The sequence below is a fragment of the Helicobacter bilis ATCC 51630 genome (genome assembly GCF_000686565.1).
Classification (GTDB): Bacteria; Campylobacterota; Campylobacteria; order Campylobacterales; family Helicobacteraceae; genus Helicobacter_A; species Helicobacter_A bilis.
Genome location: NZ_JMKW01000018.1, coordinates 1 through 14937 on the forward strand (window position 1 = coordinate 1; position 14937 = coordinate 14937).

Annotated in this window: 12 protein-coding genes and 1 pseudogene; 5 read left to right on the top strand and 8 right to left on the bottom strand. The window is 36.4% G+C overall.

The window, feature by feature from the left end:
- Positions 1-393, bottom strand: a pseudogene (locus T368_RS0104650) (AAA family ATPase); the annotation flags it as partial.
- Positions 394-589: 196 nt separating this feature from the next.
- On the opposite strand from T368_RS0104650, the gene T368_RS0104655 reads away from it, so the two are divergent.
- On the top strand, positions 590-1936 hold the full coding sequence (locus T368_RS0104655) for a (Fe-S)-binding protein (protein ID WP_004087786.1): 1347 nt from the start codon (positions 590-592) through the stop codon (positions 1934-1936).
- 48 nt (positions 1937-1984) lie between these two features.
- Here T368_RS0104655 and T368_RS0104660 read toward each other — a convergent pair whose 3' ends face one another.
- Positions 1985-2803 carry a TatD family hydrolase gene (locus T368_RS0104660; protein ID WP_004087781.1) on the bottom strand — a complete coding sequence of 273 codons (819 nt, stop codon included), beginning with the start codon at positions 2801-2803 and terminating at the stop codon, positions 1985-1987.
- A 130-nt stretch (positions 2804-2933) separates the two neighbouring features.
- Here T368_RS0104660 and def point away from each other — a divergent pair, with 130 nt between their 5' ends.
- The 3 genes from def (at position 2934) to T368_RS13270 (ending at position 6149) form a co-directional block, all read left to right on the top strand.
- Positions 2934-3449, top strand: coding sequence for a peptide deformylase (gene def, locus T368_RS0104665; RefSeq protein WP_004087779.1), 516 nt, complete (start codon positions 2934-2936; stop codon positions 3447-3449).
- A 66-nt stretch (positions 3450-3515) separates the two neighbouring features.
- Complete coding sequence (gene rpmB, locus T368_RS0104670; protein WP_004087777.1) at positions 3516-3707, top strand: 50S ribosomal protein L28; 192 nt, start codon at positions 3516-3518, stop codon at positions 3705-3707.
- Between the two features lie 480 nt (positions 3708-4187).
- Positions 4188-6149: a penicillin-binding protein 1A gene (locus tag T368_RS13270; RefSeq protein ID WP_372446132.1), complete on the top strand. Its 1962-nt coding sequence runs from the start codon at positions 4188-4190 to the stop codon at positions 6147-6149.
- A 462-nt stretch (positions 6150-6611) separates the two neighbouring features.
- Here the strand turns inward: T368_RS13270 and T368_RS0104680 are convergent, their stop codons facing one another.
- Together T368_RS0104680 and T368_RS0104690 are read right to left on the bottom strand one after the other, a co-directional pair.
- Positions 6612-7583 carry a KpsF/GutQ family sugar-phosphate isomerase gene (locus tag T368_RS0104680; RefSeq protein WP_027338329.1) on the bottom strand — a complete coding sequence of 324 codons (972 nt, stop codon included), beginning with the start codon at positions 7581-7583 and terminating at the stop codon, positions 6612-6614.
- 551 nt (positions 7584-8134) lie between these two features.
- Complete coding sequence (locus tag T368_RS0104690; protein WP_004087772.1) at positions 8135-9034, bottom strand: methylenetetrahydrofolate reductase; 900 nt, start codon at positions 9032-9034, stop codon at positions 8135-8137.
- A gap of 271 nt (positions 9035-9305) precedes the next feature.
- On the opposite strand from T368_RS0104690, the gene T368_RS17085 reads away from it, so the two are divergent.
- The gene (locus T368_RS17085) at positions 9306-9437 is read left to right on the top strand and encodes a hypothetical protein (protein WP_268902585.1); all 132 of its coding nucleotides are present in this window, start codon (positions 9306-9308) and stop codon (positions 9435-9437) included.
- A gap of 176 nt (positions 9438-9613) precedes the next feature.
- Here the strand turns inward: T368_RS17085 and metE are convergent, their stop codons facing one another.
- The 4 genes from metE to T368_RS0104710 all read right to left on the bottom strand — a co-directional run bounded on the left by metE (position 9614) and on the right by T368_RS0104710 (position 14906).
- Complete coding sequence (gene metE / locus T368_RS0104695; protein WP_004087771.1) at positions 9614-11869, bottom strand: 5-methyltetrahydropteroyltriglutamate--homocysteine S-methyltransferase; 2256 nt, start codon at positions 11867-11869, stop codon at positions 9614-9616.
- Between the two features lie 381 nt (positions 11870-12250).
- The gene (locus T368_RS0104700; RefSeq protein ID WP_004087770.1) at positions 12251-12661 is read right to left on the bottom strand and encodes an acyl-CoA thioesterase; all 411 of its coding nucleotides are present in this window, start codon (positions 12659-12661) and stop codon (positions 12251-12253) included.
- A gap of 14 nt (positions 12662-12675) precedes the next feature.
- Positions 12676-13740, bottom strand: a complete 1065-nt coding sequence (locus T368_RS0104705) for a 7-cyano-7-deazaguanine synthase (RefSeq protein WP_004087769.1) — start codon at positions 13738-13740, stop codon at positions 12676-12678.
- 83 nt (positions 13741-13823) lie between these two features.
- Positions 13824-14906: a UDP-N-acetylglucosamine--N-acetylmuramyl-(pentapeptide) pyrophosphoryl-undecaprenol N-acetylglucosamine transferase gene (locus T368_RS0104710; RefSeq protein ID WP_004087766.1), complete on the bottom strand. Its 1083-nt coding sequence runs from the start codon at positions 14904-14906 to the stop codon at positions 13824-13826.
- Positions 14907-14937: the final 31 nt, after the last annotated feature.

The window sequence follows — 14937 nt, forward strand, 5'->3', positions numbered from 1 at the left end:
TAGATAGCCTTGTGTGCTTCGTGTAAGGCGATTTTTCTTTAACTCTGCTATGTCGATTGGACCAAAGATTTCTTCTGGTGTGCTGAAGCGATTCATTAAATAAGCAAAGAAAGTGTTAGAATCTGCTTTTTTAGAATCTAAATTTTTAAAATTATTCGTGCTTATATAGCCTTCATCATTACTTGGGCTTTTGTTTTGATTTTTAGTTTCCATATCAAAGGCTAATGCCACTCGCCTTGCAATAAGACTCTTTGCTGTGCCGGGCGGTCCATACAAAAAGGCTGATTTACCACTTAGAAATGAAAGCAATACAAGCTTTATAGCTTGGTCTTTTTCATACACACCTTGATTTAACTCTTTTATAATGGATTCTATACGATTTTTGTAGCTCATTTTTGTTCCCTTAAGTTTATAATGGTGATTATACCAAATAGCAATTACGCTTTAATGCTAGCTTTGGGAAATATTGCAAGAGATTACCAAACAACAAACATTCAAATAACCATAAATTCCAACTAATATTTCCCCACCCAAATAACACATTAACTAAAATATTTTAGAATCCACGCATTAAATATAAAGGAAGCATGTGTCAAGTCAAAATGAGATAACAAAACTTAATCAAACCACTACACAAATAAAACACCCAAGTATTTTAGAAAAAAGTGCCTTGAGTTGCGTCAAATGTGCTAAATGTGTCCCAACATGCACCATTTATGGTGTAAATAGAGATGAGATAACTTCTCCGCGTGGCTATCTCGACCTAGCAAATGCCTATGCAAAAGGGCGATTACTACTTGATAAGCAGCTAAAAGATTCTATAGAATCATGCTTTCTTTGCACAAGCTGCGTGGAGCAATGTCCCATGCACCTGCCTGTTGATGTGGTGATACAAAGAACTCGTGTAGATATTGCTAAAAAGTATGGAATCCCGCTGTATAAAAAAATCATGTTTTATCTGCTTGGCAAAAGAAGTGTGCTAAATATAGTCTTTTCAATGGGCTATTACTTTAATCCATGCCTTTTTAAAACGCAAAATGGCTTTAAAAAAATGCGTTTCAAACTCCCAAAAATAGGCGATAGGACTATCATGCCATTTCATGCAAAAAGTTTTTTGCAGACGCATAATGGACTTATAGAATCAAAGCAAAACTCAAGTGATAAAAAACGCAAAGTAGGCATTTACATTGGTTGTTTGAGTAATTATAACTACAAAAATGTTGGTGTGAGTTTATTAAAGATTCTAGATAGACTGGGCATTGATACCCTTGTGCCAAAGGGGCAGGAGTGCTGTGGTGCGCCTGCATTTTTTAGTGGTGATATTTGCAATACCACAAAGCTTATTAAAAAAAATCTAAACTATCTTCTGCCCTTGCTTGATGACTTAGAAGCCCTGCTAGTGCCAGAGGCGACTTGTGCGGCTATGCTTTTGCATGATTGGGGCAATGCCTTAGAGATTGAGAGTGAAGCACATGGTATCGATAATAGTGAGTACATTGAAAAGCTAAAGATTCTAGAGAAAAAGACCTATATGGCAAGCAAATGGCTGCATGATAGAACGCAACTAAATGAGCTACTAAAAGATTCTAAAAAAGAAGAGAGAAGCATAACCTATCATGACCCATGCCATGCTAGAAAGGTGCTAAAAATCTATCAAGAGCCACGAAAACTTTTGCAAAATTTTAAGCTAAAAGAGATGAAAGACTGCAATGTATGCTGTGGCTTTGGCGGGGTTACAATCCAGAGTGAGAGATATGATCTTGCAAAATCAGTAGGCGATAAAAAGGCGTTAAATATTAAGCAAAGTGGAGCAGAAATCGTAAGTGCAGAATGCGGTGCGTGTCGTATGCAAATAGATGATTCTATGGCTAGAAATAATGTTGGTGTGAGTTTTAAACACCCATTAGAGTTGATTGCAGAGAATTTGGGGTTGTAATTGCAGAAGTGTTATGGCATTGCACCATTTGTTGTGATTTAATGAAAACTAGATTCCAAACAGCATTTTCGCATTACTTGTAGTTTGTCTTATAGTCTCATTGGTATTGGTATTTAGGACTTCACTAAGCTTTTCTGCTATATGTATGAGAAAGCTTGACTCATTTCTTTTTCCTCTGTGTGGTGTGGGGGCAAGATATGGGGCATCAGTTTCTAACACTATTTTTGATAATGGAATCTTTGGCGTTACAGAAAGCAGGTCATGTGCATTCTTAAAAGTGATAATGCCCCCTATCCCATAGTAAAAAGATTCTCTAAATTTAAGCAACTCTTCACATGCGTTGTAACAATGAAACACACCGCGAATCTTATCGCCCCTTTGTATATAATGCGTTAGAATCTTAGCGACTTCCTTGCTTGCTTCATAACTATCTTTAGAATCTCTTACATGCAAGATTAAGGGCAAGTCATATTTGATCGCCCATTCTATTTGTGTATGAAAAACTTGCATTTGCATATCTATTGCATTTGTATCATCTTTTTCAATGTGATAAAAGTCAAGTCCGCATTCCCCAATGGCTTTGCATTTTGGCGAATTTATGGAATCTTGCAAGGATTCTAAAACATGATTATTTAAGGTTTTGCTTGTGGTATCTAGATACATTTCATCAGCGTGGCAGGGGTGGATTCCCACTGCATAATAGATATTATCATGCGTATTTGCAATGCTTTGTGCGTCCTTTAGCGTATGAAAGGAGGCAGCGGGTATTATAAAAGATTCTACATTATTTATTTTTGCTCTCTCTAGCACTTGGGCTAAATCACTGCTAAAATCTTTAGAATCAAGATGGATATGCGTATCAATCATAATTACTCCGGTTGTAAAAATAAAGCGATATTATAGCTACCAAAAGTTACATATTGAATCTATTTTTACATTTACTTGTAAGCTATTTTTGGATAAAATGTTGTTTTTAGTTTGCATTTGGAGTATTTTTATGGTTTTAGAAGTTATTCATTATCCAAATAAAATATTACGCACGATTTCAAAAGAAGTTCAAGTTTTTGATAACGCATTGCATGAGTTTTTAGATTCTATGTATGAGACTATGATGGAGTATAATGGTGTGGGATTAGCCGCGATACAAGTAGCAAAGCCCCTGCGGGTGCTAATTATTAATATACCAAGAGAAGAGGATAATACGCAGTATAAAGAGGATTTGCTTGAGATTATTAATCCTGTTATTTTACATGCTGAAGGTGAGATTCTATGGAATGAGGGCTGTTTATCTGTGCCCGGATTCTATGAAGAAGTCAGTCGTTTTAGTCAAATAAAAGTCAAATATCAAGATAGATTTGGTGTTACGCATGAAAATATATTTAATGACTTTATGGCAGTTGCCTTGCAGCATGAAATGGATCATTTAAATGGAATCTTATTTGTAGATAAACTACCTTTACTAAAACGAAAGAAATTTGAAAAAGAGTTAAAAAAGAGTAAGAAAAGCGCATAATTTAAGCCGTATATAAGTCTTTATAAGATACAATCAAAGCTTTATTTTTAATAACAAGGATATTTTATGGCACGAAGATGTGATATTACTGGAAAAGGCGTTATGGTTGGTTGCAATGTGAGCCATGCGAATAATAAGACTAAAAAAAGAAGTCTCCCAAACCTTAGAAGTATGCGTTTGAAGCTTGAAGATGGCACTTCTATCCGCATTAAAGTTGCAGCTTCAACATTGCGAACTTTAAAGAAAAAGAGTAAATAATTTCTATTGTTAGGTTTTTACATTGTAAGCAATTTTTAGACATGCAACAAGAGTTTATGAGTATGTTTAAGAATCTCTTTATATTGCTTTAGATTCTAGGTAGTTAGCTTTTACTTTGACTTTTGTTTGGCAATAAATGCAGTTTGTAGGGAAAGCTTATTTAGATTCTAAGATAAACATGGGTAGCATATTGTCTTTAGTATATATTGGACCCTTTTAGCTATTGCAATGATTCTAAATAGCATGCTTAGAATGTAAAAATATACTAGGATTTTTTACATGATAGCAAGTAATGTAAAAATATTTTCATTATGTTTTTTGCTGTCGGAATGGTATTTTAGAATCTAAAAATATTTGGGATTAGGGATAATGGCAGCAGCACAGCTTGATGATATATATGAAACGCCGAAAAAAACTAAGGGTGTTTTTAGAGTTTTTAGCATATTTTTTTATGTTTTTCTCGCATTATCTGCGGTTATAATGTGTGTAGTGGGCTATTATGGATACCAGCTTTACAAAGAGTTATCGCCACAAGTACATGCGATGATCGACTATCATCCAAATGAAGTTACGCAAGTATTTGATTCTAAAGGTCGTTTAGTTGCTAATCTCTTTGATGAAGAGTATAGATTCTATGTGAAATATGATGAGATACCCGGTCGCATTATAGAAGCGTTACTAGCGGTTGAAGATACGATGTTTTTTGAGCATGATGGTGTGAATTTTGATGCGATTATGCGTGCTGTTTTTAAAAATGTGGTAAATATGCGCTACATGGAGGGGGGCAGCACACTTACTCAGCAGCTTGTGAAAAATATGCTTTTAACAAGCGATAGAACGCTAGATAGAAAGCTAAAAGAGTTTTTGCTATCCATTCGTGCTGAACAGGTATTAACTAAGGAAGAGATACTAGAAAGATATCTTAATTATATCTTTCTAGGGCATGGATACTATGGTATAAAGACTGCGGCACTTGGCTATTTTAAAAAGAGTCTTAATGAGCTAACGCTAAAAGAGATTGCGATGCTTGTTGGCTTACCAAAATCTCCAGTAAAATACGATCCGACAAAGCATTTAAAAAACTCACTTAATCGTGCAAATGCCATACTCAAGCGTATGTATGAGCTTGGTTGGATCTCACAAGCTGAATTTCATCAAGCAGTAAAAGAAGTCCCAAAGGTATATAATCAAACACTAACGCAGAATAAAGCCCCCTATGTAGTTGATGAAGCGTTGCGTGAGTTGGCTGATATTAAGGATTTAAAATCGGGTGGATACAAGATCTATCTAACCATCGATCTTGACTATCAAGAGGCTGCACGAGAAGCCCTGCTCAAAGGATATGAAAATATTCAATACAGAATCATAGAGCGAGAGCAGAATGTAAGAAGTTGGCAAAAAAAACCAAAACTAACAGATTCTGACATAGATGAGCTAAAGGAACAAAGTGCCACAACGCTAAATGGAGCAATTGTTGTTACAAATCCACACACAGGTGAAGTTTTAGCAATGGTTGGCGGCATAAATCATAATAAAAGTTCATTCAATCGTGCCACCCAAACAAATAGGCAGTTTGGTAGCACCATGAAACCTTTTGTATATCAACTTGCGTTTGATAAAGGTTATTCACCTGCTGAGATTGTCATCGATTCTCCAAAAAGGTTTGGCGGCGGCTCTAAGCTATGGCAACCAAATAATGACACGCATAAATTTTTAGGACCTGTTACCATGCAGACTGCACTTGAAAAGTCATTAAATATCCCTGCCATTGATACCGCGTTAAAGATTACCGAAAATGCGTTATATGCAGGATTAGAATCTTTTGGTTTTGAAAACTTTCCAAAGGATTTAACCGTTGTGCTTGGAAGCCTTTCGTTATCGCCCATGAAAGCTGCTATGCAATATAGTCTTTTTTCAAATGGAGGCACGATTGTAAAGCCTTATGTGGTTGCAAAGATTATAGATCCGCAAGGAAAAGAGATCTTGTTTCAAACCACCCAGCAGAGTGTTACTACACCACAGCAAGCATTTTTAATTACATCTATTTTGCGAAACACCGTGCAAAAAGGCACAGGTTATCGTGCCAAAGTGAATGGCTTACAAATTGCAGGAAAAACTGGAACTTCAAATCAATCTAGAGATGTATGGTTTTGCGGCTATACGCCCGATTTGCAAGCAATAGTGTGGTATGGTAGAGATGATAATATGCCAATTGGCGGTGGTGCGTATGGGGGAAATATTTCTGCACCAGTTTTTGCTGACTTTATGCAAAAAGCCTTAGAGATTAATCCGGGTATGCAAAGAAGTTTTAGAACACCAAGTGGCGTGTATCAACAAAGAATTGGCGATGAAATCATCTACTATACAGATACTTCACGCATTAATTATGAGCAAATAGAACAACAAGAGCGTCTAAAAGAAGCGGACAATATTATATTTTAGGTTTTTATTTGTATTAAAAAAGTATTCTTGTATGGTAAATATAGCTCACAGGTATATTTGGACTAATGCTTAGAAAATATGGAAAAATGTGATAAACAATTATGTTTTAGGCTTATTAGGACTCAAGATAACTGTTGTAAGGTGCAGTTTGCTTCTTGCTATATAACTGCAAACACCAATAAGCTAGTCTTTTTTAAACTCAAAAAAAGTCGCTTAATATGTGCCTATATATACAATTCCTTATATGTAACATATCCAATACACATTGACTTGGATTAATGGATTACCTTGTAATGTTTATGTATATATGCCGATTCACACATAAATAATATATACAATCAAACAAAAGATCGAAAAATGGCTAAGTATAATATTTGAAAAATAATTAACAGATATTGAAAAGGATTGATTATGTTTGAGTATTCATATAGTATTATATGACATTTTTATCAAAATACAATACTATTTACAAAACCCAGCTTGGATTAAATCATGCATATGAATAACACCCTCCAGCACACCCTCTTGTGTTAAAATAGGTAATATCTGAATCTTAGAATCTTCAATAATTTTTAAAGCATCAAATGCAAGCATACCGCTATCATAAAGTGCTTTTGGATTTTTTGTAGCATAAGAAAAAGCACTAGATTCTAAGCTAAAATCCTTATCAAACATAGCTCGTCTTAAATCGCCATCACTCAGCACACCAAGCAATTTATGATTAGAATCTACAAAAAATGCATTTCCTAAACGCCCATTTGTCATAACACTAATCGCATCACGCAAACTCATCGCAGTATCAAGCAAGGGGAGATTCTGCGTCTGCATAATATCGCTCACTTTGATAAAAAGCATACGACCCAAACTCCCACCGGGATGAAAACTTGCAAAATCACTCTTACTAAAGCCCCTAGCCCTCATAAGACACACAGCAAGAGAGTCGCCTAAGGCAAGTGTAAGCGTGGTGGAAGTCGTGGGGGCAGTTTGCAAAGGACATGCTTCCCTTTCTATAATTAAGGGCAGAAAATAATCGCCAAGCATAGACATGCGCGACTTTTTTGACTTTGACATAGTAATGATAGGCAACCCCATGCGTCTAATATGTGGCAAAATCGCTACAATCTCCTCGCTCTCACCACTATAACTAATCGCCAACACGCAATCATCTTTTTGCAATACGCCTAAATCACCATGCATAGCTTCTGTGGGATGCAAAAAAATGCTTGGTGTGCCTGTGCTTGAGAGTGTCGCTGAAATTTTTTGTGCGACTAGCCCACTTTTGCCTACCCCTATAAGCACGAGCTTACCTTTCATACTTATTATAAGCTTAATAATAGAATCTAAATCGCCCAAATCCCCACTATACGCTAAAAGTGCATTACCTTCATCATGCAAAGTCTGCATAAAAATTGCTTTAAAATCATAAGTTTTCATATTTAATCCTTTTGTTTGTGTTTTATCGTGTAAGCTAATTATCGCGTGGCTAATTTTAGCATACTTTGCTTTAATTGATAGCATTTCTTCCTTTGCCTTTTTTGGCTACATGATTATTTTTAAAAGCTTTATTTTATAAGCGTAAATTATACATGTCCCTTTATATACCAATAACGCGTAGAAAATCATTTTTTATGTGAAATCTTGCCTTACAATATTATATTCCAATGCGACATTATACGATATGAAAAAATAATGCACAAACAAATATATACAAGCAATAAAGCCTTGTATGAAATGGCAATAATAATCTGTGCAGATACAAGCGATAGTAAGCATGGCAATCCAGATATGTAGCAAAAAGCTTAACATTTTTTCTAGCAACAAAGGCAAATACATAAAGAAAGACTTATTGCTTCACAAACTTGTTGATAGATACAGAAAGCAACAAGAGTAAGATGGCAAAGCTTATGCGATTTCTAGCAATTAGTTTGGCGGTAGTGCTGACATGACCCTAATTTTGAAAGACAAGTTAGGTAAAAGGCAAATCTTTACACAAACTCCCTTAGCAAACTCGGTTTATTCGCACTCATAAAGTGGAATTTATTATGCAATGTTTGTAAATCCTTAAAAAGCTTGTTTGAAAGCTCTAAGCCGATTTTTCGCTCAACTTCTTTGCCTTTAATACTCGCCTTTTCTAGCTTTTGCACCCATTCATTTGGGATATACACGCCGGGCAGTTTATCCCGCAAAAATAACGCCACCTTATAACTTAGCACAGGGAAAAATCCTAGAATCATCACACAATTTTGCCCTAGCTCTTTATTTATAGATTCCATACTCTCAAGTAAAAACCTTGCGGCTTCAAGTGAGAATACAGGCTGTGTGAAAAGCCCTTGCACCGCGGAATTACTCAACTTTTTTAGCATTTTCTTTTTTAAAGATTCTGTGTTGTTGGCATAGGAATTAATGACTGAAAAATTATAGATTGTCTCCACGCTATCCTTTAGCACCTTGCCATTTGCGGCTATGCCTTGATTTAGCCCATCTATAATCCTGCCTAGCTTTAAAGAGCTTTCCTCAAACACGCCCTTAGCCCCCACACAATCGCCATTTTTCACCCCATCGCCACTAAGGCTTAAAAAGGAGCGCAGTCCAAACTCATTTGCCCCCAAAATATCGCCACACAAAGCAATGGAGTTTCTATCTCGCATTGAAAATGTGCAAATCACGGGTTTTTTTAGGGCATTTTGTAGCTTAATGGAAGTTAGAATCGAAGAGGGTTTAAGCCGTGCAAGTGGAGAATCTGTGCAAACAAAACAATCTGCTTGTTTTAAAGATTTTAACTCATCTATTACGCTTTGCCCGATTGTAGAGCTAAGGCTTGGCGAGACTTCTACGCTTAAAAATGCTTGGTTGCTGTGAAGTTTAGTGATGAGTTGGTCTAACATTTTCTATCCTTTTTTGTGTGTAAAGATTCGCCCTTGTGCTAACATTTGCTAGATTTTGTGTTTTTTAGGGCAGTCATTACCCATTAGGTAACTCCTGCCTAGCATCAATGGCTAGAATCTGTGTGTTTTTGTCGTGCTGAAGCGTTAGCTGAAGTATCTTTGTTTTTGGTTCTATAAAAGATTTTTTGCCTACGGCTCAAAATGACAAAAAATATAGAATCTGCGTGAGATTCTAGGCTTTTAGATTTTTCGCCTTTTTCAAAGGCTCAAAATGACAAGGGGCAGAATCGACACAAGATTCTGGGTTTTTAGAATCCACAATTCTAGTATTTGCGGTATTGCTTTGTGTGTTTTTTGGGGATTTAGAGGTAGGAGTTACCTAACAGGTAATGACTGCCTCTAAATTTTCAAAATCGCACGAATGACTACCCAAAGACAAACCACTAAAAACTCGGCATTCTAAGATTGTGCTGCTAGTTTGGTGGTTGTCAAAAAAATCGCGATTGAGCTTACTAAAGGTAAGTGATTGAGCGATTTTTGAAGACTCCGCCGAAATAGCAGTGCAAGCTGAATGCCCCCTTAGCCCCTTACTTGCTTTACCGCCTCTACTATATTTTTAAGACTCGGCTTCACCTCTTCCCATTTCCTAGTCTTTAGCCCACAATCTGGATTTATCCATAACTGCTCTTTTGGCAGCACTTCAAGCAGAGCTTTAATTTGCTCTACTAGCTCTTCAACACTTGGGATTCTAGGGCTATGTATGTCATATACGCCCGGTCCCACTTCATTTGTATAGCCTACTTTCTTAAAGACTTTTAGCAGCTCATTGCCACTTCGTGCAGTCTCAATGCTAATCACATCGGCATCAAGGGCTTCAATGGTTTTAATAATGTCATTAAACTCGCTATAACACATATGCGTGTGAATCTGCGTCTTTGGCGTAGCAATCGCCACTGAAGTTTTAAAGCACGACAACGCCCAAGATTCATAGCCCTTGATATTTTCAGCCCTCAAAGGATAGCCCTCTTTAAATGCTGCTTCATCAACTTGAATGACTTTAATCCCAGCCTTTTGCAAGTCATCAATCTCATCAGCAATACACAAAGCCAACTGCTCACAGACTTCCTTTCTACTCAAGTCATCACGCACAAAGCTCCAATTCAAAATCGTTACAGGACCAGTTAGCATTCCTTTCATCACTTTTTGTGTCAAACTTTGCGCGTAAGTTATCCACTCAATAGTCATAGCCTTTGGTCGCTCCACATCGCCATAAATGATAGGGGGCTTCACACAGCGGCTACCATAGCTTTGCACCCACGCATTTGCGCTAAACACAAAGCCGCTTAACTGCTCTCCAAAATACTCCACCATATCATTTCGCTCCGGCTCCCCGTGCACCAACACATCAAGCCCAATAGAATCTTGAAATTCCACACAATCCTTAATATACGCCTTTATGCCCTTTTCATACTCTGTCTTATTTATCTCGCCCTTTTTATAGCCTAGACGCAATGCCCTTATTTCGCTAGTTTGGGGGAATGAGCCGATCGTTGTGGTTGGCAAAAGTGGGAAGTGAAAAGCTTCTTTTTGAATCTTAATGCGTTCTTTAAAAGGCAGACTTCGCTCTTTTATACTATAAGATTCTACCCTTTGGCGTATAGCTGTATTATGCGTTTTGCTAGAGCTTTTGCGGGATTGATTTATGGCTTTGTTTTGGTCTAAAAAGCTTTGCGTAGCAGAATCTAAGCTCCCTCTATACGCCTTTTCTATCGCATAAATTTCAGTAATTTTTTCTCTAGCAAAGCTTAGCCACGATAAAATCTCTTTTTCAATCTTATTTTCTCCCTCTTTACTAAAAGGCAGGTGCAAAAGTGAGCAAGAAGAGCTTATCACAACCCTATCTTTTGGCACAATGCTACTAATAGATTCTAAAAGCTTCAGCTTAGATTCAATATCTGCTACCCAAATATTTCGCCCATCAACAACCCCCGCGTAGAGAATCTTATCACTCTGTGCGATAATCTCTAAACTCTCTTTATTTTTCTCTCCATAGATAAAGTCAAGCCCAAGCCCTGCAACTTTTGACTTTACAAGTATTTTTGTAAGCTCATTGCTATGCTCAAAAAATGTGCTTACAATCGCCTGTATGCCGCTATCTGCAATGGCGTTATAAACATTTAGCACTTCAGATTCTATATCAATGCCACTAAAAATCTCTCTATTTAGCCCACGCACAAAAAGCGGCTCACTAAACTCCACAACGACTTGAGAATCTAGCTTTGCAATTTCTTTTATTAGATCCAAATACGCCGCTTTTAGCTTATTAAAAATCGCGGTAGGATTCCCATTTGCAATCTTACTTAGTCCAAAGAATGTAAAAAGCCCAATAAGTGAGATTTTAGGGCGATAGCCAAGCGTTTTTGCTTCATTATAATAGGCTTTAATATTGCTAATATCTGCTTTGTAGTTATCATCTTCACTTAGCTCTGGCACGACATAGTGGTAGTTTGTATTAAACCACTTTGTCATCTCACAGGCTACACCGCTTTTATGCCCTCTTGCCATTGCAAAATAGCCTTCTAACCCGCTTAAATCCTTAAATCGCTCTGGTTTTGCATTTAACGAGTATGCTAAATCTAGCACATTATCATACAAGCTAAAGTCATTCACACATACAAAATCCAAATCCTTTTGCTCCGCCCAGTGCTTTTCTCGCAATGCCTTTGCCACAGATTCTAAATCGCTTTGTGTGCTTTTGCCACTCCAAAAGCTCTCCAACGCCTTTTTTAACTCTCTATTTTGTCCAACTCGTGGAAATCCTAAAATATTAGCCATTGTGTTTCCTTTTTGTAATGTTATGCTGAAATTATGACATAAAAATTTAAAAATACAATATGTAATTTAAATTTTTTGCATAAAAATTGTATTTTTTACGCAAAAAATCACATAATAACGCATAATAAGGCATTTTCCCATAGATACAAAAAGTAACAAACACAATATGTAATCTAAATTTTATGACTTAATTTTGCATTTTACATAGAAATTATTATAAAGATTGAAAACATATTTGAATCTTATATGAAGTAGGTGTTTATGTAAAAGAGAAGAGATATTTTAAAGCTATAAGAGAGAAACTCAGTAAATTATAAATACCAGCATGATTAAGTATGTAATCTAAGATTCTAAAGCATCACATAAATCTTATGTATAGAATCACTCACAAGTAAAAAACCTAGCAACATCTTGCATGGAATCTGCAATTTTGCATGGCTTTTTTGTATGAATGTCAATATGTGCGAGTTTTACTTTTAGGCTAAAGACTAGCTCTTGTGTGTTTAGTGCAGTATTACATGTAGCGATTCTATATATTTCTTGTTTTAGTGTGATTGAGGCGTTTTTTATCTCTAAAGGTGTGGTTTGGACTTTATATTTATCGCCTAAATGTAGTGTTTTTATAAAGCTAGATTCTATCTCTTTGACTACAAAGCCATGTTTTGTATTATGTGGAAGCATACCTTTTTCAAAAAAAAGTAAAGAGCGCGCCCGCTCACAAAAGACAAGATAATTTGCATGATACACAATACCGCCACAATCTGTATCATCATAAAACACATACGAGACCATGTTGCCCCCTTAAGTTAGGATTGTAAAAGTAAAAACTTACTTGCATCTTCTTTTGCATAAGGCATAAGCGTTAAAACCTCATCGCCAATACGCACATTATACGACTTACCAAGCTCTGTTTTAGCATAGCCAAGCACGATTCTTGCAGCTAAGATTCTATCATCTTTATGTGCGTTTTTCTCCACTAACGCCATAGGTCCTTGTATATCTTGTAATTCTATTTTATCCATAAATTCATGCTCTATGTCAAGCTTTCTGCCCTCTTCTTCATTGCGTGAGATAACGCACCTTGTGCCATTTTCTAGCACCATGTAGCGACCGATTTTAAATAATGCGACATCTTCAAATACCACTTTTCTATGGGCTTGCATATCCTTAATCTTTAGGGCGACTGAAGTATCTGTTAAAAGACAACCGCCACCGGGCTTTTCATGATATTTCCACCCATATTTTTTGAGTAAGTCAAGCTGTCTTTGTCTGCCCCTGCCACTTACATCAAGCAATTTCTCTCTATCAACCCAGCCCATTTTTTCAGGAAAGGTTTCTGGCATGAGTTTGGCACTCATAGGGCGAAGGATTAACTCATCAAGTGTTTTTGGCTTACTCGAATCACTTCCATCTCGACTTAGGATAGAATCATATAGGGGATTTTCCCCGATTTTTCTTACAAGCTTTTTTACTTGATCCATTGCCTCTTTTCTTTGACTTTTTGGTCTCTGTCCCAATACTTCACCACTAATGGCAAAGTCTGCTTTAAGCTCTACCATTTTCACAAATGCGTGTGAAAACATATTTGCATGGCAGTCAATACATGGATTAAAATACTTCCCATAGCCATATTGCGGTTTAAATAGAATGTTGTCAAAAAACTGCTTTGCGATATTTATCTGTATGAGTTCTGCCCCAACTTGCTTAGCTGCGTTATAAAAATACTCACTTTTATCCTTATTGCTGCCAAAGCCTATGTTAAAATTGAGTGCATATACCTTAATGCCTTGCTCGTGTAGCAACTGCATAGAAATCATAGAATCTAATCCACCACTAAATAATGCTACCGCACTTATTTGCTTTTTTGTCATAGTTATAAACTCCAAAATATTAATATTTTTTAATGCGTGAGATTATAACTTAAAATTACAAAGCTTTTATTTGTTATAAGATTCTAATTCTTAAGATATTGCTTTATGTGATTAATGATACATTCAGCACCATTTTGCTGTGCCATTGTGATAAGCGACTTTGAGATAGTAGAAAGATTTATTTGTGTGATTTTTTGTGCTAAATCATTTATAGCAATGCGTGAAATTTCATCTTGTGTGTAAAGCAGTGCTAAATCTTTATCAATAAGGCTTTTTGCATTAAAATATTGATGATTTTTTGCTGCATATGGATAGGGTATAAAAAGTGTGGGCAAACCATTGCTCACAAGCTCCCAAAGACTTGAAGCCCCAGCACGACTAATGCAAAAATCAGCCATATTCATAAGCTCTGCCATATCCCTGCTAAAATCAAACACAAATATATCTTTCTCACCACTTTTAAAATCCTGCATAGAATCTGCTAAATTGAAGCCCTTTTCAACATAGGCTTTATATGTGTTTTCATAATCTATTTTTCCTGCTTGATGCAGGATTTTTATATTTTTCTCTTTAAGTAAGGGGGCAAGATTTAATGCTAGTTCATTAATCGCTTTTGCACCTTGGGAACCACCAAAAAAGGCGATAGTTTTAAGCGTATCTCTCTCTCTTTGCTTAATGAAAAAATCACTATTAATAGGATAAGGCGTAAGGGTAACATTAGGATACTCAAAGCTTGAGAAAAAGCTTTTTGCAAATGGCTTTAAAAGCTTATTTAGCGATCCCATACACGCATTTTGCTCGTGTATAAAAAATGGAATCCTGCTAAAAATCGCCCCAAAACTCCCAGTTGCAGCACTAAATCCACCGACACTAATACACGCATTAATATTATGTTCTTTTAAAAGCTTTTTTGCGCTCAAAGATTCTGTAATATTTTTTGCTAACGCACTCCATTTACCAAAAAAGCTTTGATTAACCACCGGTGTAGAATCTAAAAATGCAGTATGTGTAAAAGGTGTGCTTTCATTATCAAACCACTGCTTATCCTGCCCTTTTGTCCCACCTATATAGAGTGTAGTGATGCCCTGCTTCTTGCACTCTTCGCCCAATGCTCTTGCGATTGCTAAATGTCCGCCTGTGCCACCCCCAGTGATTGCTATATTCATGTAAATCTCCGTCTTTATGTGTGAATCTTTA